The sequence below is a fragment of the Aquimarina sp. 433 genome (assembly GCF_054054605.1).
This window is the reverse complement of sequence record NZ_JBSWZK010000005.1, coordinates 120,062-138,827: the sequence shown is the minus strand read 5'-3', so window position 1 is coordinate 138,827 and position 18,766 is coordinate 120,062. Positions and strand designations below refer to the sequence as shown.

The 18,766-nt window shown below is 35.1% G+C and carries 18 protein-coding genes; 11 read left to right on the top strand and 7 right to left on the bottom strand.

What is annotated here, in order from left to right; genetic code table 11:
• From proC to ACWNT5_RS11940, 11 genes are all read left to right on the top strand, one after another.
• Positions 1–795, top strand: a complete 795-nt coding sequence (gene proC / locus ACWNT5_RS11990) for a pyrroline-5-carboxylate reductase (protein WP_456517451.1) — start codon at positions 1–3, stop codon at positions 793–795.
• A 153-nt stretch (positions 796–948) separates the two neighbouring features.
• Entirely contained in the window at positions 949–2,088 is a 1,140-nt protein-coding gene (locus ACWNT5_RS11985) for an aspartate aminotransferase family protein (protein ID WP_456517450.1), read from the top strand.
• A gap of 2 nt (positions 2,089–2,090) precedes the next feature.
• Positions 2,091–3,287 carry a glutamate-5-semialdehyde dehydrogenase gene (locus tag ACWNT5_RS11980; protein ID WP_456517449.1) on the top strand — a complete coding sequence of 399 codons (1,197 nt, stop codon included), beginning with the start codon at positions 2,091–2,093 and terminating at the stop codon, positions 3,285–3,287.
• On the top strand, positions 3,265–4,077 hold the full coding sequence (proB, locus tag ACWNT5_RS11975; RefSeq protein WP_456517448.1) for a glutamate 5-kinase: 813 nt from the start codon (positions 3,265–3,267) through the stop codon (positions 4,075–4,077). The genes ACWNT5_RS11980 and proB overlap by 23 nt, the downstream gene beginning before the upstream one ends.
• Positions 4,077–4,430: a four helix bundle protein gene (locus ACWNT5_RS11970; RefSeq protein WP_456517447.1), complete on the top strand. Its 354-nt coding sequence runs from the start codon at positions 4,077–4,079 to the stop codon at positions 4,428–4,430. Before proB ends, ACWNT5_RS11970 begins: the two co-directional genes overlap by 1 nt.
• Before the next feature lie 41 nt (positions 4,431–4,471).
• Entirely contained in the window at positions 4,472–5,416 is a 945-nt protein-coding gene (locus ACWNT5_RS11965; protein WP_299607478.1) for an N-acetylornithine carbamoyltransferase, read from the top strand.
• Between the two features lie 208 nt (positions 5,417–5,624).
• On the top strand, positions 5,625–6,410 hold the full coding sequence (gene argB, locus ACWNT5_RS11960; protein WP_456517446.1) for an acetylglutamate kinase: 786 nt from the start codon (positions 5,625–5,627) through the stop codon (positions 6,408–6,410).
• Positions 6,411–6,517: 107 nt separating this feature from the next.
• Positions 6,518–7,600, top strand: a complete 1,083-nt coding sequence (locus ACWNT5_RS11955) for a M20 family metallo-hydrolase (RefSeq protein WP_299608091.1) — start codon at positions 6,518–6,520, stop codon at positions 7,598–7,600.
• Positions 7,601–7,617: 17 nt separating this feature from the next.
• Positions 7,618–8,895: an argininosuccinate lyase gene (argH, locus tag ACWNT5_RS11950; protein ID WP_299607472.1), complete on the top strand. Its 1,278-nt coding sequence runs from the start codon at positions 7,618–7,620 to the stop codon at positions 8,893–8,895.
• 239 nt (positions 8,896–9,134) lie between these two features.
• Positions 9,135–9,869 (top strand): hypothetical protein, encoded by a 735-nt coding sequence (locus tag ACWNT5_RS11945; protein WP_299607470.1) that lies wholly within the window; start codon positions 9,135–9,137, stop codon positions 9,867–9,869.
• Positions 9,870–10,006: 137 nt separating this feature from the next.
• The gene (locus ACWNT5_RS11940) at positions 10,007–10,888 is read left to right on the top strand and encodes a carbohydrate kinase family protein (RefSeq protein ID WP_299607469.1); all 882 of its coding nucleotides are present in this window, start codon (positions 10,007–10,009) and stop codon (positions 10,886–10,888) included.
• Here ACWNT5_RS11940 and ACWNT5_RS11935 read toward each other — a convergent pair whose 3' ends face one another.
• From ACWNT5_RS11935 to ACWNT5_RS11905, 7 genes are all read right to left on the bottom strand, one after another.
• Complete coding sequence (locus ACWNT5_RS11935) at positions 10,889–11,698, bottom strand: 3-keto-disaccharide hydrolase (RefSeq protein ID WP_299607468.1); 810 nt, start codon at positions 11,696–11,698, stop codon at positions 10,889–10,891.
• A 15-nt stretch (positions 11,699–11,713) separates the two neighbouring features.
• Complete coding sequence (locus ACWNT5_RS11930) at positions 11,714–12,766, bottom strand: sugar phosphate isomerase/epimerase family protein (RefSeq protein WP_299607467.1); 1,053 nt, start codon at positions 12,764–12,766, stop codon at positions 11,714–11,716.
• 61 nt (positions 12,767–12,827) lie between these two features.
• Positions 12,828–13,973 (bottom strand): Gfo/Idh/MocA family protein, encoded by a 1,146-nt coding sequence (locus ACWNT5_RS11925; RefSeq protein ID WP_456517445.1) that lies wholly within the window; start codon positions 13,971–13,973, stop codon positions 12,828–12,830.
• 2 nt (positions 13,974–13,975) lie between these two features.
• On the bottom strand, positions 13,976–15,208 hold the full coding sequence (locus ACWNT5_RS11920; RefSeq protein ID WP_299607463.1) for a nucleoside permease: 1,233 nt from the start codon (positions 15,206–15,208) through the stop codon (positions 13,976–13,978).
• A 21-nt stretch (positions 15,209–15,229) separates the two neighbouring features.
• Positions 15,230–16,216: a sugar phosphate isomerase/epimerase family protein gene (locus ACWNT5_RS11915; RefSeq protein ID WP_299607461.1), complete on the bottom strand. Its 987-nt coding sequence runs from the start codon at positions 16,214–16,216 to the stop codon at positions 15,230–15,232.
• A gap of 25 nt (positions 16,217–16,241) precedes the next feature.
• Positions 16,242–16,880 (bottom strand): gluconate 2-dehydrogenase subunit 3 family protein, encoded by a 639-nt coding sequence (locus ACWNT5_RS11910; protein ID WP_299607459.1) that lies wholly within the window; start codon positions 16,878–16,880, stop codon positions 16,242–16,244.
• Positions 16,881–16,890: 10 nt separating this feature from the next.
• Positions 16,891–18,582: a GMC oxidoreductase gene (locus ACWNT5_RS11905; RefSeq protein WP_456517444.1), complete on the bottom strand. Its 1,692-nt coding sequence runs from the start codon at positions 18,580–18,582 to the stop codon at positions 16,891–16,893.
• Positions 18,583–18,766: the final 184 nt, after the last annotated feature.

The window sequence follows — 18,766 nt, the reverse complement described above, 5'->3', positions numbered from 1 at the left end:
ATGAACAAAATAACAATCATAGGAGGAGGTAACTTAGGTAAATCAATTATATCAGGTTTAGCTAGTAGTGATTTATTTGAAGCAAAGAATATTACCGTTGTTGATAAATCGAAGTATAATTTAAAAGAGGTAGAAACAAATTTGGGTGTATCTACATCACAAGATATTTTAACTTCTATAAAAGATGTAAAGTGGGTTATCTTATGTGTGCAGCCCAGACAATTAGATGCAGTTCTTCAGGAGATTAAAGATGAAGTAACAACAGATCAGATATTAATATCTACCGTAACAGGTACATCTATAAAAGAGATAAATGAGGTAGTCCCTAATAACAAGGTTGTGAGAGTAATGCCGAATACGGGAGCGGCAAAAAAACTATCAATGACCTGTATAGCGGCTAATGAAGATGTGAAAGAAGAATTATCAATGGTCGAAAAGATGTTTGATACGATCGGAGAAACCTTGGTGATCGAAGAACGGTTAATGCAAGCAGCTACAGTATTAGGAGCAAGTGGTATTGCATTCTTCTTAAGATTCTTGAGAGCTATGATACAAGGAGGTATCCAAATGGGATTTCATCCTCACGAAGCTCAGATTATTGCTGTGCAGACCGCTATTGGAGCAGCCACCTTAGTAGCAGAAAATGGAACACATCCTGAACGGGAAATAGATAAGGTGACAACCCCACAAGGATGCACTATAGAAGGATTGAATGAAATGGAACACCAAGGGCTTAGTTCCTCGGTAATTAAAGGAGTAATGGCATCCTATGAAAAAATTAATACAATAAAGTAGTTGACTGTTTTTGGTTATTAGTTGATAGCTACCTACTAATAACCATTAATAGTAAAGCTATATGAATATAAGAATTAGATAATACAATGATTAATTGTTTTGCTTTAACCATAAAAACTAATAACAATTAACCAATAACAAATAACAAATAAAATGAAACTATTTGATGTATATCCTCTTTATGATGTAGAGCCAGTAGAAGCTCATGATAGTATCGTAGTGGATAAAAATGGAGTGGAGTACTTGGATTTATATGGAGGTCATGCAGTAATATCAGTCGGACATGGACATCCTCATTATATAAAAAGGATGAAAGAACAATTGGATAAGATTGGTTTCTATTCTAATGCCGTTCATAATAGTTTGCAAACTGATTTGGCGAATAAATTAGGTCAATTATCGGGATACGAGAGCTATCAGTTGTTTTTATGTAATTCTGGTGCAGAAGCTAATGAAAATGCTCTAAAGTTGGCTTCATTTTATACACAGAAGTCTAGAATAATTTCATTTCATAACGGATTTCATGGTAGAACATCTGCAGCGGTAGCAGCAACTGATAATGCCAAGATCAATGCGCCTTTAAACAAACAACAAGATGTTACTTTTTTGCCTTTAAATGATTTGGATTTACTAAAAACCGAATTATCCAAAGGTGATGTTTGTGCTGTTATTATAGAACCTATTCAAGGTGTAGGAGGTTTAGATGAAGGAACTACGTTCTTTTTTAAAGAATTAGAAAAATTATGCAAAGAAAATGAAGTCGTATTAATTCTGGATGAGGTACAATCAGGATTTGGAAGAACCGGAAAATTCTTTGCGCATCAATATCATGGAATTACTCCTGATATTATTTCTATTGCCAAAGGTATGGGAAATGGATTCCCGATTGGAGGCATTATGATTGCTCCGCATATTGAGCCGAGTTATGGCATGCTCGGAACTACTTTTGGAGGCAATCATCTTGCTTGTACAGCAGCTTTAGCAGTCTTGGAAGTATTAGAAGCTGAAGAATTGATTGATAATGCAAGATTGACAGGAGAGTATTTTATTACTAAAGCTTTAGAAATCCCTGGTGTTCAACAAGTAAAAGGAAAAGGGTTGATGTTAGGATTAGAGTTTGATTTTGAAGTAGCCGAACTAAGAAAAAAGTTAATCTATGATGAGCATATTTTTACTGGAGGTGCTATGAATAAAAAGTTACTAAGAATTCTTCCACCATTAACAATTGGTAAAACGGAAATAGATCAATTTATAAAGGCATTACAAACCGTGTTAGTGCCAGAAAAGATATAAAAATGAATACTATACTTGATATATCAGAAAGAAATGCTGTTCTGAAAAAAATGGCTGCGTTAATTGCAGAGCACAAGGATACTATTATTGAAGCTAATAAGAGTGATCTTAATTCATATTCTGGAGATGATTTAGCAATGGGAGACCGATTAAAAGTGGATGACTCCAAAATAGATATAATGATTGCTTCCCTAGAACAATTGGCTAGTCAAGAAGATCCTGTTGGGGTAGAACGTTTTCGATTTACCCATGATAATGGAATGCAAGTATATAATAAAACGGCTTCATTTGGAACGGTTTTAATTATCTATGAATCTAGACCAGATGTTACAGTGGAGGCGGCAGGAATAGCTTTTAAATCTGGGAATAAAATTTTACTAAAAGGAGGAAAAGAATCCTTGCAGTCTAATCTTGCGATAGTTAAGCTATGGCATCAGGCTTTAAAAGATAACAATATATCAAGTGATTGGATAGAGTATCTAAACTACAATAGAACCGAGACTCAATCTTTTTTAGAAAAGCCAACCCAAAATGTGGATTTAATTATTCCAAGAGGAGGAGAAAAGCTAATCGCCTTCGTAAAGAAACATGCCACTTGTCCGGTAATAGTAAGTGGAAGAGGAAACAATTTCGTGTATGTGCATAAGGAAGCAGATCGTGCACTGGCGTTAGATAATATTATTAATGGTAAAACAGATAAAATCTCCGCTTGTAACGCTGTAGACAAGGTTCTTATCGATAAGAACTTGCCTAATAAAGAAGATTTTGTAAAAAACCTGATCATCACCTTAAAGAATTTTAATGTTGAAATACTAGGAGATGCTTCGCTCTCTAAATATGATGAAGTAGCTCAAATTTCAAATCCTAATATATGGGAAGAAGAATTTTTAGATTATAAAATAGTAATCGGAGAAATAGAAAACGCTCCCGAAGCAGTTTCTAAGATTAATAAATTTAGTGGAGGACACTCTGCCGCAATAATTACTAGAAATCAAAAAGAAGCAGAATCCTTTATGGCATCTGTAGATTGCGCAGCAGTATATCACAATGCTTCTACGCGATTTACAGATGGATTTCAATTAGGTTTAGGTGGAGAATTGGCGATTAGTACAGATAAACTGCACCAAAGAGGTCCTATTGGACTGCAACATTTGGTAACAAATAAATGGTATATACATGGAGATGGGCAAATCAGATAAAAAGAGAATTGTCCTAAAAATAGGATCCAATGTTCTTACCAAAGAAACGGATCATATTTCTAGAGGCAAAATTGAGGATATAGGTAATCAGATAGTTGCGTTACAAGATCGTTATGAGTTTGTAATTGTAAGCTCTGGTGCAATTGCAGTAGCAAAGCAATTTGTAAATCTAGAGAGTAATGGTAAAGAGATTACCGTAAAACAAGCTTTAGCATCTATTGGGCAACCACATTTGATGCGAATTTTTCAAGAAAGTTTTAGGGATTTAGGGTTGCTTACTTCTCAATGTTTATTGTCGTATTCTGATTTTGAAAGAGAACAGTCTAAAAAAAACATTGTAAATACGATTAATGTCTTGATAGCGAATAACTACATCCCAATTATCAATGAAAATGATACGGTTGCAACAGACGAAATTAAATTTGGAGATAACGATAAACTGGCGGCGTTAACAGCTTGTTTATTAGATGCAGACTTATTACTTATTGCTACCAATACCAATGGTATATGTACCAAGGAGTCAGTAGAAAATAAAACCTTCAAAACAATAGATGAAGTAGATGATTTAGAGCTTTTGAATAATGAAATTGTTTCTTCAACATCTAAACATGGAACTGGCGGAATGAAATCAAAAGTACAAGCCGCTAGCATAACTCAGGACTGTGACATAGAAACATGGATAGCCAACGGTCTCGAAGACAATTTTATGGTAAATGCAATTAATAATACTGTTCCTTTTACTAAGATTAAAATATCAAATAGAAAAGAGACTATAGAAAATAGATATTAATGAGTAAAAGACATAATTATAAAAATCTAAAAATTTGGAAACTTGGGTTGGAGATAGCCAATGACGTTTCAGATGTTTTATTGAAATTTCCGAAACATGAAATGTATGAACTAAGTTCTCAAATGAGTAGATGCTCTGTCTCAATACCTAGTAATATTGCTGAAGGTTCCGCAAGAACTGATAAATCGTTTAGTCATTTTATAAACATTTCCTTAGGATCTTCTTTTGAATTAGGAACTCAATTATTAATAGCTAAGCATAGAAATTATATAGATAATAACGAATTAAAAAAACTAGAGAATAAGTTAGAAGAGTTTCAAAGAATGACTATGAGTTTTCAAAATAAACTTTAAAAGTCTCCACTCTATTTTCTTTATTCTTAAATCTAGAAAAAATGAATAATTATTTTTCAGTACACGATATAGATGTTCTTACTTCTTGGGTTGAAGAAGCGATTGATTTAAAGAAAAACCCTTTATCTCACAAAGAATTAGGAAAAGATAAGACAATCGGTTTATTGTTTTTTAATCCTAGTTTAAGAACTAGGTTAAGTACGCAGAAAGCCGCTTTAAATCTTGGGATGAATGTGATGGTAATGAATTTTGGTGGAGAAGGATGGTCCTTAGAATATGGAGATGGAACCATCATGGATCAAGGTAATTCGGAGCATATTAAAGAAGCAGCACAAGTAGTATCTCAATATTGTGATATCGTAGCAATACGTGCTTTTGCGAAGTTAGAAAATAAGGAAGAGGACTATGAAGAAAAAGTTTTAAAAAGCTTTATGAAATATGCCAGCGTTCCTATTATTAATATGGAAAGTGCTACAGGTCATCCGCTACAAGCGTTAACAGATGCAATTACAATAACAGAATATAAGCCAATACATAAACCAAAGATTGTACTTTCATGGGCACCGCATCCGAAAGCCTTACCGCAGGCTGTCGCCAATTCTTTTGCAGAAATGGCACAAAAAATGGACGCAGAGTTTGTAATTACCCATCCAATGGGGTTTGAGTTAGCCAGTCAGATTACCAATGAGGTGTCCATAGAGTACGATCAAGCAAAAGCATTCGAAAACGCTGATTTTGTATATGTGAAAAACTGGAGTTCGTATAAAGACTACGGAAGTTCTTCGCAAGATGAAAGCTGGAGAATTACAAAAGATAAAATGGATCTTACCAATAATGCGAAGTTTATGCATTGTTTACCAGTAAGAAGAAATGTAGTGGTTGATGATGCAGTCATTGATAGTGAGAACTCTGTAGTTATTGAACAAGCAAACAATAGAACCTATGCTGCACAGTTGGTGATGAAAAAGATTTTAGAAAAGAGTTAAGGTATGAAAGTAAAAGATAAATTATTAGTTGCTAAATAAGTAGAGTATAAGCGGTATTGAGTAAGAAGAAAATAAACTATATGTCACACTGAGCTTGTCGAAGTGTATTTTACAACTGTAGTTAATATGGTCTTCGACAAGCTCAGACTGACTACGCAGCCTTTTAAATTAGTGATTTTAGATGGCGCGTAGGCTATAAATGATAATTATGAAAACAAAAGATAAATTATTAGTTGCTAAGATTGGTGGTAACATCATCGAAAATAAAGAAGCGTTGGATTCTTTTCTGCGAGATTTTTCCAAAGTAAAAGGACCAAAAATTTTGATTCATGGAGGAGGAAAATCTGCTACAAAATTAGCATCTAAATTAGGTGTGAAGACAGAAATGATTGATGGAAGAAGAATCACATCGGCAGAGAATTTGGATATCGTGGTAATGACGTATGCAGGTCTTTTAAATAAAACTATTGTTTCAGGTCTTCAAAAATATAATTGCAATGCTTTGGGGCTTACGGGTGCTGATGCAAATGTGATCGTAGCGAATAAAAGACCAGTACAGTTTATAGATTATGGATATGTGGGTGATGTTACAACGGTAAATAAGGATACGTTAAAGGGATTTATAGATTTAGGAATAACACCTGTGTTTTGTGCGGTAACACATGATACCAATGGTCAATTGTTTAATACTAATGCAGATACTATTGCATCCGAAATTGCTTCAGCGATGAGTACAGATTACGAAGTAGCGTTGTTTTACTGTTTTGAACTAAAAGGAGTTCTCGAAAATATTGAGGATAAAGATTCTGTAATAGAGCATATTGATTTAGAAAAATATTCTGAATTAAGAGATCAAGATATCATTGCAGATGGTATGTTGCCCAAATTAAAAAACTGTTTCGATGCATTGCATAAAAACGTAAATAAAGTGCATATAGCCAATGCAGATTTTATAAAAGATAACTCAATAAAACATACGACTTTGAGCTTATAAATATAAGATGATAAACTTTTAAAATCTGGACTAATAAAGAGAGATAAATTATCATGGAGAAAGAAGATAATACCATAAATACAACTGTGATAGACAACCATACTACTATGAATAATTCAGCTTTAAGTATTCCTGAATTAACTAAAAAAGCAATAGATCTGTTGCATCAGTTAATAGAAACTCAATCTTTTTCTTCAGAAGAAGAAGGAACAGCTTTATTGATAGAAAATTGGTTCCATCAATATGAAATACCTTTTGAAAGAGAGAACAATAACATTTGGGCATATAATAAGAATTTTGATAAAGCAAAACCTACAATTCTTTTGAATTCTCATCATGATACGGTAAAACCTAACGGTAATTATACCAACGATCCATTTAAGGCTTTTGTAGAAGATGGAAAGTTATATGGCTTGGGAAGTAACGATGCTGGCGGATGCTTGGTATCTCTCATAGCAACTTTCACCTATTTTTATAACAAACAAGATCTGAATTACAATTTTGTAATAGCAGCCACGGCAGAAGAGGAAAGTAGTGGTCCGTTAGGATTAAAAAGTATTCTGAAATATCTAAAAAATGTAGAGTTTGCTATTGTGGGAGAGCCTACATTGATGCAACTAGCAATTGCTGAAAAAGGATTATTGGTATTAGATGTTTCGGTAAAAGGGACTGCCAGTCATGCTGCACATCCTAATGATGATAATGCAATATATAATACACTAAAGGTGATTGAATGGTTTAAGGATTACAAATTCGAAAACAGTTCAGAGACGTTGGGAGATGTAAAAATGACTGTGACTCAGATTAATGCTGGCAATCAACATAATGTGGTGCCATCTCACTGTAATTTGGTTGTAGATATTAGAGTAAATGATAAGTATAAAAATGAAGAAGTCTTAGAATTAGTTAAAGACTCTTTGCCGCAGAATGTAGAGGTAAAACCAAGATCACTGCATTTAGGGTCGTCATCTATACCAAAGGACCATCCAATTGTTACCTCTGGAATTTCATTAGGAAGAACCACCTATGGATCTCCAACACTTTCGGATCAATCGGTATTAAGTTGTCCATCGCTAAAATTAGGACCAGGAGATTCTACAAGATCGCATTCTGCAAATGAGTTTATCTATGTAGAAGAAATCAAAGAAGGAGTCGCTTTGTATATAAAGATATTAGAAGGTATAATTTAGAAAAATAAAAATAGTAGATGAAACTTTGGGATAAAGGATTACCAACCGATCAGAAGATAGACATGTTTACTGTTGGAAACGATAGGCAATTGGATTTGGTAATTGCTAAATATGATGTGAAAGCAACGTTAGCACACGCTAAAATGTTACATAAAATTCAGTTGCTCTCAAATGAAGATATCGTTGCCATCGAAAAAGAACTCGATGTCTTGGCACAACAAATTGAGCAAGGTACTTTTGTAATTGAAGATCAGTTTGAAGATGTGCATTCTAAAATAGAGTTTGAGCTTACTCAAAAAATTGGAGATGCTGGTAAACGAATACATACTGCCAGATCCAGAAATGATCAAGTTTTAGTAGCAATGCATTTATACCTAAAGGATGAATTACAACAGATAAAAGATCAGGTAAAAGAATTATCTGAAAATTTATTAAAGTCTGCAAAGCAGTATGAAGAGGTGTTGCTACCTGGATATACACATCTTCAGATTGCCATGCCATCCTCATTTGGATTATGGTTTTCTGCTTACGCAGAGAGCTTTGTGGATGATCTTTATTTTGTAAATGCGGCTTTAAAGGTAGTAGATCAAAATCCATTAGGAAGTGCAGCTGGATATGGAAGTTCATTTCCTATAGATAGAGAGTTTACTACAAAAGAGCTAGATTTTGAGACATTGAAATACAATGTAGTTGCCGCTCAGATGAGCAGAGGAAAATCCGAAAAATCTACTGCTTTTGCCATGAGTAGCGTGGCAGGTACCTTATCCAAATTAGCAATGGATGTTTGTTTGTATATGAGTCAGAATTTTGACTTTATGAGTATTCCTTCAGAATTTACAACAGGCTCTAGTATTATGCCACATAAAAAGAATCCTGATGTATTTGAGTTAATAAGAGGAAAGTGTAATAAGATTCAAGCATTACCGTATGAATTGAGTTTGCTTATGAATAATTTACCCAGTGGATATCATAGAGATTTACAGTTATTGAAAGAAGGCATCGTACCTGCAATTCAGGATTTAAAAGCGTCTTTAGAGATGGCGATTTATGCCCTAAAGAATGTGAAAGTAAACGAAAGTATATTGGAAGACACCAAATATGATTATTTATTTAGTGTAGATACGTTGAATGCGTTGGTAATGGAAGGAATGTCTTTTAGAGATGCCTATGTAAAAATCGGGCAGAATATCGAAAAAGGAAATTACAAACCTGAAAAGAACACAAAACATACACATATAGGAAGTATTAACAATCCGTGTATTGATAAGATTAAAGAGAAATTAAATTCAGTATAAAACAATAGTATTTAGTTATTCCAGCAAAGGCAGGAATCCATTTTAGATAAAGAAACATAAGATATATAAGAGAAGCTGAAGCTGTTAATTGAGTGTAAGTTGAGTTAGTTTAATTTTTTCGCTTCAGCCTAGACCCTCAGAGGAGTAGTTAACCACTGAGGGTTGTTTTTTCGCAGATGTTTACTTTCGGGTGTCTTTTTTTACTAACGGGTATATGTTTAATCTTAAAACCAATTATGATGAAAAAAGTAAGTAAACTTTTTGTAGTATTTCTATGCGCCACGATGGTCATTTCATGCTCAAAAACTGAGACAGAAGGCACTATTCCAGAAAATGTTCAAACTAAGAATTTTCAAAAGTCCGAAGGAATTTATACAACCAAAGCAAATAAGGCATTACTATATGCGCTGGTTCATATTTACGGTTCTATAAATGCTAAGGAGAATATGTTAGAATTATTAGAAAAAGCAACCGTAGTTAGTGGTAAAGGGATTTTGGAAAAGATCGATTTAAAAGCACAACCATATCCCGAAGAAGAATCAGCTTTTGTAAAAGAAATGGTTTACCAAGAAAATAGTAGAGCAATATTGATATCTGGTATTTATAACCCAAAAACAAATAGAAAAGGAGATTTAGTTTTCTTGAGTTATTTGAATGAGGTTACTGTTCCGGAAAATCTAGGAAATCAAGATGGAATTTTTCTGTTCGGGGAAGGTATTCTAGCTAATAATTTCGAAGAGGATACCAAAACCTGTTATACCGGTTTTACTGGTTGGGACTGTTTTTCTTGCAACTGGTATATCTGTCCTGTCTCTGAATATTCTAGATGTTATATTTGTCCATATGTACCAGATGATTTTATGGAATATCTTGATATGCTTAGTATTCCCGAAATGTATCTTGACTTTTTTGTAGAGCCAATAGATTTTGAAGATATTAAACCAGAAACTCCAATCATTGAACAGTTTTTTTAGAATTTGGAATACATTTTAGAACCAAAAACCTTGATACTTTTATTTCAAGGTTTTTTTATGTTTTCACCTAAAACTTCAAGTATTGGTATTTCTTTTTATAAAGACAAAAGAATATCTTTAGTACTTAAATTATTTTTATGCAAATAAGCTGTTTTGGAGAAGTACTTTGGGATATATTTCCTTCTCATAAAAAAATAGGAGGCGCACCACTGAATGTGGCATTGCGTCTAAAAACTATGGGAATTAATACCACTATTATTACCAGAGTCGGTGATGACGAATTAGGAGATCATATTACTTCTTACATTCTAGAAAAAAGCCTTTCAACCAATACGGTTCAGAAGGATCAAGAATATAAAACGGGAGAAGTTTTAGTAAACTTAGATCACGAAGGTACTGCTTCTTATGAAATTACCAGACCGGTGGCATGGGACTTTATTGAGAATTCTGAAGCTCTCAAAAAGGAAGTAGCCACTTCGGATGCATTTATTTATGGGAGTTTGGCGGCTAGAAATGATGTTTCTAGAAAGACTTTGTTGGAGCTGTTAGAGCTTGCCAAGTTTAAAATATTGGATGTTAATCTTCGCCCACCACATTATGATGCAGCTTTACTTTTAGAATTGATGCAAAAGGCTGATTTTATAAAACTCAACGATGAAGAATTGGATGAAATCTGTACCTTTTTCAACATACAAGAAAACACAGTTGAAGATCAAGTAAAAGCTGTAGCAAAACATACAGAAACTTCCCAAATTTGTATTACCAAAGGAGGAAAAGGCGCTACCTTATTTTATAACAATAGTTTTTACAATAATTCTGGATACGAAGTAAAGGTAATAGATACGGTAGGAGCTGGGGATTCCTTTTTAGGCACCTTAATTTCGAAGCTAATCCAACAAGCCGATCCACAAACAGCCATAGATTATGCATGCGCTATTGGTGCTATGGTAGCAGGTAGCGAAGGAGCGAATCCTGTTTTTACAGATAAAGAGATTCAAGCATTTATAAATGCTCAGTAGCTACTTCAATTCCCGTATCCATATATTGCGATAATGTACTGGATTGCTATGATCTTGTAATTTTATAGGACCTTTTCCATGAGGAATATTCTTCGGCGGACCTATATATTCTGTAGTTCCTAAAATCTCTACATGATCCTGCACCAATACACCATTATGAATTACCGTAAAAGATCCTGACGTTTTCTTTTTACCGTTTTCAAATTCAGGTTGGTGGAATATGATATCATAAGTCTGCCACTGATCATTAGGTTTGGTAGCATTGACCAGAGGAATGTGCTGTTTATAAATAGAAGTAGCTTGTCCATTAGCATACGTACGATTTTGATAACTATCTAAAATCTGTACTTCATATCTATTTTGAAAAAACACACCACTATTTCCTCTTCCTTGTCCATCACCCACCAAAACATCCGGCGCTTTCCATTCTAAGTGTAATTGAACGCTACCAAAATTTCTTTTAGTTTGTATATCTCCTGTACCTGGTTTCACCGTCATGGTGTTATCAGGATTGATAGTCCAACCAGCTTGTGCAGAATCTTTGGTCGCAATCCATTGCTCCAAATCCGATCCATTAAAAAGAACAATAGCATCGGAAGGAACATTCATCGAATCAAAAGAAATGGCTTTTGGTTCTGGATCCCAAACTTCAGTTTCTTTAGGATCTGTAATTTCTTTTGTGGGAGTAGGAGTTTCTTCCATCTCTTCCTCAATCTTGTTTTCCTCAGCAATAGTAGTGGTCTCTTTTTGTTTCGTATCACAAGCATATAACATACCGCTGATGATAAGAAAATAAATAAGGTTCTTCATTTTGAGTTTTTTAAATTATAATCCTAGTATTTTTTTTAGTTGCTCTTTGTCAATATCAGCACCAGCAAAATCATCAAATGCCTTTTGCGTGGCTTCAATAATATGACTTTGGATAAACGGAGCACCTTCTCGGGCACCTTGTTCTGGAGATTTAATACAACATTCCCATTCCATTACCGCCCAAACATCACATCCGTATTGAGTAAGCTTAGAGAAAATAGTCTTAAAATCTATTTGTCCATCTCCTGGAGAACGATATCTTCCTGCACGATCTATCCAATCACTATATCCACCAAACGCACCTTTTTTTCCGGTGGGATTAAATTCAGAATCCTTCACATGAAAAGCTTTGATAAATTCATGATAATGATCAATATATTCGATATAATCCAATTGTTGTAACACAAAATGACTTGGATCATATAGTATGTTTACTCTTTTGTGGTTACCTGTAGCTTCTAGAAAACGTTCAAAAGTAACACCATCATGTAAATCTTCTCCTGGATGAATTTCATAACAAACATCTACGCCTTGCTCATCAAAATGATTCAAAATGGGTAGCCATCTTTTTGCTAATTCTTCAAATCCCATTTCTACCAATCCGGCAGGACGTTGTGGCCAAGGATGCATCGTATGCCATAAAAGGGAACCAGAGAAGGTGCCATGCGCACTAATTCCTAAGTGGTTACTAGCGGTTGCAGCATTTTTTACTTGAGTTATCGCCCATTCTGTACGCTTTTTAGGATTGTTTTTGCAATCATCAGGAGCAAAATTATCAAACATCAAATCATAGGCGGGATGCACTGCTACCAATTGTCCCTGCAGATGCGTAGATAATTCAGTGATTTCTAATCCGTAATCTGCAATCTTACCTTTGAGTTCATCGCAATAGGTTTGACTTTCTGCAGCAGTATCCAGATCAATAAGTCTGGTCTCCCAAGTAGGGATTTGAATACCTTTATATCCTAAATCAGAGGCCCATTTGCATAATCCATCAAGTGAGTTAAAAGGAGCTTTGTCATCCATAAATTGAGCAAGAAATACTGCAGGCCCTTTTATTGTCTTCATTGTCATAAGTTTTTAGTGGTGGTTTATATGTGTGATTGGTTAATTAAAAATTTTACTAGGATCATAATGTTACCCAAGCGGCATTATTATTACTACTTTCTACGGCAGCATAGATGAATTTCATTCCACGCACCCCATCTGCTACGGTAGGAAAATCTAATTGATCTGAAATCGAGTTTCCATTTTTAAACGCGAGGACTTCTTTGGCAAAACTTCTATAAATAGTAGCAAACCCTTCTAAATATCCTTCGGGATGTCCTGCAGGGATTCTTACATAGTCAGAAGATTCAGGATACGTTCCGTTTCCACCTGGAGTATAGATCTGTTTGGGTTGCTCTAACCATTTAACGATTAACTGATTTGGATTCTCTTGATACCATTCTACACTTCCTTTGGTACCATAAATTTTAACACCCAGATTATTTTCTTCTCCCGTTGCGATTTGAGAAAAAGAGATGATTCCTTTGGCTCCATTCTCGAAACGAACTAATATATTGCCATCATCATCTAGACTACGACCTTCGCCAAAAGCGGTTAAATCTGCCGCAAGTGCTTCAATTTTTATATCTGTGATATATTCAATCAAGTTTTCGGCATGTGTGCCGATATCACCCAAAGCACCTCCAATTCCTGATCTCTTTGGATCTACTCGCCATGCAGCTTGTTTTTGACCAGTTTTTTCTACTGAAGTAGAAAGCCAGCCTTGCAGATAGTGAGCGTTTATTTTTCGAATGGTTCCTAAGTCTCCTTTGGCGATCATAGCTTTTGCCTGTTTTACCATAGGATATCCTGTGTAATTATGAGTTAGCGCAAATATTTTTCCAGTAGATGCAACTACTTTTTCTAATTCGATAGCTTCTTCTAAAGTTAAGGACAGTGGCTTATCACAAATCACATGAAACCCATATTCTAGAGCGATTTTAGCAGGAGGGAAGTGCATATGATTAGGAGTTACGATAGATACAAAATCCATTCGTTCCTCTTCAGGAAGTTTTGCCTCTTCCAGGATCATTTCTTCAAAACTGCCATACACCCGTTCATTAGGGATGCCTAGTTCTTTCCCAGAAGCAAGACTTTTTTCTTTACTAGAAGAAAATGCACCACAAACTAAATCAACCATTCCATCAATACTGGCGGCTTTCCGGTGCACATCTCCAATAAAGGATCCTGTTCCACCACCGACCATTCCCATTTTAAGTTTAGTCATAGTTAGCTTTCTTTATATTCTATTTTTTCATTTTTGAAGAAGATAGCAAATAATAGCATTACTGCAGCTGCAAAAATTGCTGGGAATATCCAAATGCTATTCCAGTTATGTTCTCCATCTGCGATTACATTAGCATCCGTAATTTTTCCAGCTACATAAAACCCAATAAGCATTCCTAATCCATAGGTTGCTAGTGTAATTAAACCTTGTGCAGCACTTTTAAATTTTTCTCCTGCTTTAGAGTCTGTATAGATTTGTCCAGATACAAAAAAGAAATCATAGCAAATACCATGTAGCGCAATTCCAACAATGAGCATAAATGCAAGTTCGCCCGAATTTCCGTAGGCAAATAATAGGTATCGTACTCCCCAAGCTAACATTCCAACGATTAATGTTTTCTTGAAACCAAAACGTTTAAAGAAAAATGGTAAAAGTAACATGAACAGTACTTCGGATATTTGACCAATAGTCATTTTACCTGCAGGATTGCTAACACCAATTTCACCTAAGAATTGTCCAGCATGTTGATAATAGAATGCGAGAGGAATACAGATTAATATTGAGGCTAGGAAAAACATGAGAAAGTTTCTGTCTTTTAGCAGTTTGATTGCTTCCAACCCTAAAATGTCAGAAATAGTTACTTTCTGATCTTTTCCAACCTTTGGAGGTGTTTTGGGTAATGTAAAACTAAAAACTCCTAGAATTGCAGATGCAATTGCTGTCATTAAAAAGGTGTTTTTCAGCATTCCATTAGCTACACCTTCTGGAGAATCCCAATGAAAAACATAACTAATGACTAAACCAGCAACAATCCATCCAACGGTTCCAAATACTCTTACAAAAGAGAATTGTTTCGCCGGATCTGTCATTTGGTTAAACGATACAGAATTTACCAATGCCAATGTTGGCATATATACAATCATATATCCCAAAACATAGGGAAAGAATACCGAAAAATCAGTAGCGTTAGACATTTGATACATTAGCAATGCTCCGATGAGATGTAGTACTCCCAAAATACGTTCTGCGTTAAAAAAACGATCAGCAATAAGCCCGATAATGAAAGGAGCAATGATAGCGCCCCACGATTGTGTAGAATATGCCATCGCAATTTCACCACCACTAGTATCGAGAGAGTTAGGTAAATAGATTCCCATAGTAACAAACCAACCACCCCAGATAAAGAACTCTAAAAACATCATTAGAGATAACTGAAATTGAATAAATTTCTTCATAATTTAAGAACGATTACCTGGTTACTTAGATAGCTTTATTAATAGATCTCTGGTGGCAATGATGCCATCAATTTCGCTTAGTCGTTCTCCTTCATATTCAACCCCAATATATCCTTGATATCCTGCAGTTTTGATGATATCCATCATTTTTTTAAAGTCGATAGTCGTTTCATTTCCATCGGCGTCAAAATCATACGATTTAGCACTTACTCCTTTGGCAAATGGCATCATTTCTTCGATACCTTTATATTTTGGATATTCTTTTACGCATTTGGCACCCCATCGCGCACCGCCTTCACGTTCTAAACAAAAGTTCCCAAAATCCGGAAGTGTTCCGCAGTTTTTCATGTTCACATTTTGCATCACTTTTACTAATAAAGATGCATCAGATGATAAATAGCCATGATTTTCTACAATTACGTTGATACCCTTAGTAGCTGCATACTCCGATAATTTCTTTAATCCATCAGTTGCAACTTCAACCCATTTTTCGGGATCATTGGTGCCAAATAGATTTACTCGGATCGAATGACATCCTAAAAACTGAGCAGCATCTACCCATTTCTTATGATTTTCAACGGTTTGGTTTCTTTCTTTTTCACCAAGAACGGCTAGATCACCTTCTCCATCTACCATGATAAGTAGATTTTGCACATTGTACTGATCACTTTTATTTTTTAGCGCATTGAGAATCTCATGTAATTCCTTCTCTGGGTCACCGGCATCTTTATATAGATGCGTGTATAACTGACTTACATATTCAATACCGGTAAAACCAAGTTCTTTTGCTTTTTTTGCAAAATCCATAGGATCTAATTTTCCAGATTGGATTTCTTTATGAAGCGACCACTGGGCTAAGGATAATTCGAAGAATGGCTCTGGTTCCTTGGGTGCTTCTTGTATGGTTTCTTCTTCTTGAGTTTCGGTTACAGTAGTTTCTTTAGAGGTATTCTTGCAGGAACTAATAATAAGCATACATATAAGCCCCTTAAAGATTGTTTTGTACATAATTTTAAATTTAGTTAGGTAATAATTATAAAGCCCAGTCCTTTCCACCAGTAAGATTTTGAACAGAATCACAACCGATATATTCTCCAGGAACAGGGAGGTAGTTTAATACGTTTTCGCCAATTTCTTTTGAGGTTTTAAATCCTAAAATAGAAATATCTCTTACTGAATATAAGAAATTAAATGATATAGCCTCTTGAGATACATTTTCTATATCTTCGGGAGTATTTACTTTAGATATTTCTTCCCAATGTGCTTTTCGTGTTTCTTTAGGAAGTTTTAAGTATTTAGCTAATAAGGCATCATATTCTTCTGCGGTAACATCATCAATATTTTTTTCTTCACTAACTCCTAATTTTTTCAGGATCACACCAGCACCATATTTAAACATCTGCGTTTCTTCAGTTTCTTCGATACCGTGATTTATAAATTTATCAATAAACATAGGTATGTGTAATGCTTTCGCGCCAGGAATATCTGTTTCTGGTAAAATAAGATCCACGATGTGATCTAAGGCTTTTCCTTCATCCACAGATAATAGTTCTGGTGTCCAATCCAATATGTACTCTTTTTTACAGCTTTGCAATAGACTGAAAAGGGTGGGAGTAGCAGCAATATATCCTGCTGATAGTCCAATATTTCTTAATGCTTGTCTTCTGTTCATAATACTTAGATTAAGCGTTTTTTTGAATTTGTTCTGCGGCATGATTTGCTGCACGAGCCGTAAAAGCCATGTACGTAAGTGATGGATTTACACAACTCGCTGAGGTCATAAAAGAACCATCGGTAACATAAACATTAGGAACTGCGTGAATTTGGTTATTTCCATTAAGTACAGACGTTTTAGGATCTCTTCCCATACGAGCGGTTCCCATTTCATGAATTCCTAAACCAGGTGCTCCAATATCATCCCAAGGCTGTATATCTGTAAATCCTGCTTTAGAAAGCATATCCATTGCTTGTTGTATCATATCCTTACGCATCTCTAGCTCATTTTCTTTAAACTCGGCATCAAATGTTACGGTAGGTAATCCCCATTCGTCTAGATTATCATAATCGAGCGTCATTTTATTTTCATGATAGGGTAGACACTCACCAAATCCCATTAGTCCGAATCGCCATCCTCCAGGTTCTAATATTTTTTCTTTTAATTCGGCGCCATAACCAAGCTCAGCAATAGTTTCTTCCCAGTTGGATCTGCTAGCTCCTCCCTGATATCCGTAACCTCTTTTAAAATTCTCTTGATCTGTTTCGCCACCAATGTTTCTAAAACGTGGAATGTAAATACCATTAGGTCTTCTTCCTTTATAAAACTTGTCTTTATAGCCATCATATTTTCCAATAGCTCCAGCTTTAAAATGATGGTCCATAATATTATGCCCTAATTCTCCAGAATCATTTCCCATTCCATTCGGAAAACGTTCTGATTTTGATTGCATTAATATACTTGCCGAAGCAATGGCTGAAGCACATAAGAAAATAACTTTGGCTGTAAATTGCATTTTCTCCTTAGTAAGTGTATCAATGACTTCTACTCCAGTAGCTTTCCCAGTTTTATCATCATAGAGTACTTGATGTACGATTGAATTGGGTCGCAAAGTCATATTACCTGTTCTTTCTGCGGCTGGTAAAGTGGATGAATTACTGCTAAAATATGCTCCAAATGGGCATCCACGCATACATCGATTACGATATTGGCAGTTCATTCTGCCTTCAAAAGTCTTGGTTCCGGTAATATGAGCGGTTCTTCCGATGGTTAGCAAGCGATCTTCATAATTTTCTGCGATATTCTTTTTTAGATGCTCTTCTACGCAGTTTAATTCCATGGGTGGCAAAAATTGACCATCTGGTAATTGTTCCAAGCCTAATTTTTCTCCGCTTACTCCAATAAACTCTTCTACTTTATCATACCAAGGTGCAATATCTTTATAGCGTACCGGCCAATCTACAGCAATTCCTTCTTTCTTATTGGCTTCAAAATCAAAATCACACAGTCTATAACTTTGTCTTCCCCACATTAGTGATCTTCCACCTACATGATATCCTCTAATCCAGTCAAAACGTTTAGTTTCATTGTATGGGTGTTTAAGATCATTTACAAAAAAGTGACGGTGTGCTTTATCAGTAACATACCCTGTTCTATGTTGTTTAGGTTGTTCGGCAATTTCTTCTCGAGAAGGTTCTCCTTTAAATTCGTAATCCCACGGATCATCATTAGCAGTGGTGTAATCGTCGATATGCGTTACCATACGACCTCTTTCTAATACGAGTGTTTTTAAACCTTTTTCACAAAGTTCTTTAGCAGCCCAGCCACCACTAATTCCTGTTCCAACGACAATAGCGTCAAATTGAGGTTCTTGTTCCATACTTTTTTGATGTTTACAGACAGTCTATACGTTACATTAAAAGATGAGAGATTGCGATCAATCTTCTCATTTTATGTTAAAATAAATTAATCTCGAATCAAGCTGATCATTGCTTAATTGAGTACGCTCTGATAGTAGTTTTTTGTTTGTCTGTTTTCTTCTTGTTCTCGAAGAAAGGTATTTT

Excerpts from the sequence above, each read along its gene's own strand:
- proC (WP_456517451.1), top strand. The coding sequence starts at position 1 with ATGAACAAAATAACAATCATAGGAGGAGGTAACTTAGGTAAATCAATT.
- ACWNT5_RS11985 (WP_456517450.1), top strand. The coding sequence starts at position 949 with ATGAAACTATTTGATGTATATCCTCTTTATGATGTAGAGCCAGTAGAA.
- ACWNT5_RS11980 (WP_456517449.1), top strand. The coding sequence starts at position 2,091 with ATGAATACTATACTTGATATATCAGAAAGAAATGCTGTTCTGAAAAAA.
- proB (WP_456517448.1), top strand. The coding sequence starts at position 3,265 with ATGGAGATGGGCAAATCAGATAAAAAGAGAATTGTCCTAAAAATAGGA.
- ACWNT5_RS11970 (WP_456517447.1), top strand. The coding sequence starts at position 4,077 with ATGAGTAAAAGACATAATTATAAAAATCTAAAAATTTGGAAACTTGGG.
- ACWNT5_RS11965 (WP_299607478.1), top strand. The coding sequence starts at position 4,472 with ATGAATAATTATTTTTCAGTACACGATATAGATGTTCTTACTTCTTGG.
- argB (WP_456517446.1), top strand. The coding sequence starts at position 5,625 with ATGAAAACAAAAGATAAATTATTAGTTGCTAAGATTGGTGGTAACATC.
- ACWNT5_RS11955 (WP_299608091.1), top strand. The coding sequence starts at position 6,518 with ATGAATAATTCAGCTTTAAGTATTCCTGAATTAACTAAAAAAGCAATA.
- argH (WP_299607472.1), top strand. The coding sequence starts at position 7,618 with ATGAAACTTTGGGATAAAGGATTACCAACCGATCAGAAGATAGACATG.
- ACWNT5_RS11945 (WP_299607470.1), top strand. The coding sequence starts at position 9,135 with ATGAAAAAAGTAAGTAAACTTTTTGTAGTATTTCTATGCGCCACGATG.
- ACWNT5_RS11940 (WP_299607469.1), top strand. The coding sequence starts at position 10,007 with ATGCAAATAAGCTGTTTTGGAGAAGTACTTTGGGATATATTTCCTTCT.
- ACWNT5_RS11935 (WP_299607468.1), bottom strand. The coding sequence starts at position 11,698 with ATGAAGAACCTTATTTATTTTCTTATCATCAGCGGTATGTTATATGCT.
- ACWNT5_RS11930 (WP_299607467.1), bottom strand. The coding sequence starts at position 12,766 with ATGAAGACAATAAAAGGGCCTGCAGTATTTCTTGCTCAATTTATGGAT.
- ACWNT5_RS11925 (WP_456517445.1), bottom strand. The coding sequence starts at position 13,973 with ATGACTAAACTTAAAATGGGAATGGTCGGTGGTGGAACAGGATCCTTT.
- ACWNT5_RS11920 (WP_299607463.1), bottom strand. The coding sequence starts at position 15,208 with ATGAAGAAATTTATTCAATTTCAGTTATCTCTAATGATGTTTTTAGAG.
- ACWNT5_RS11915 (WP_299607461.1), bottom strand. The coding sequence starts at position 16,216 with ATGTACAAAACAATCTTTAAGGGGCTTATATGTATGCTTATTATTAGT.
- ACWNT5_RS11910 (WP_299607459.1), bottom strand. The coding sequence starts at position 16,880 with ATGAACAGAAGACAAGCATTAAGAAATATTGGACTATCAGCAGGATAT.
- ACWNT5_RS11905 (WP_456517444.1), bottom strand. The coding sequence starts at position 18,582 with ATGGAACAAGAACCTCAATTTGACGCTATTGTCGTTGGAACAGGAATT.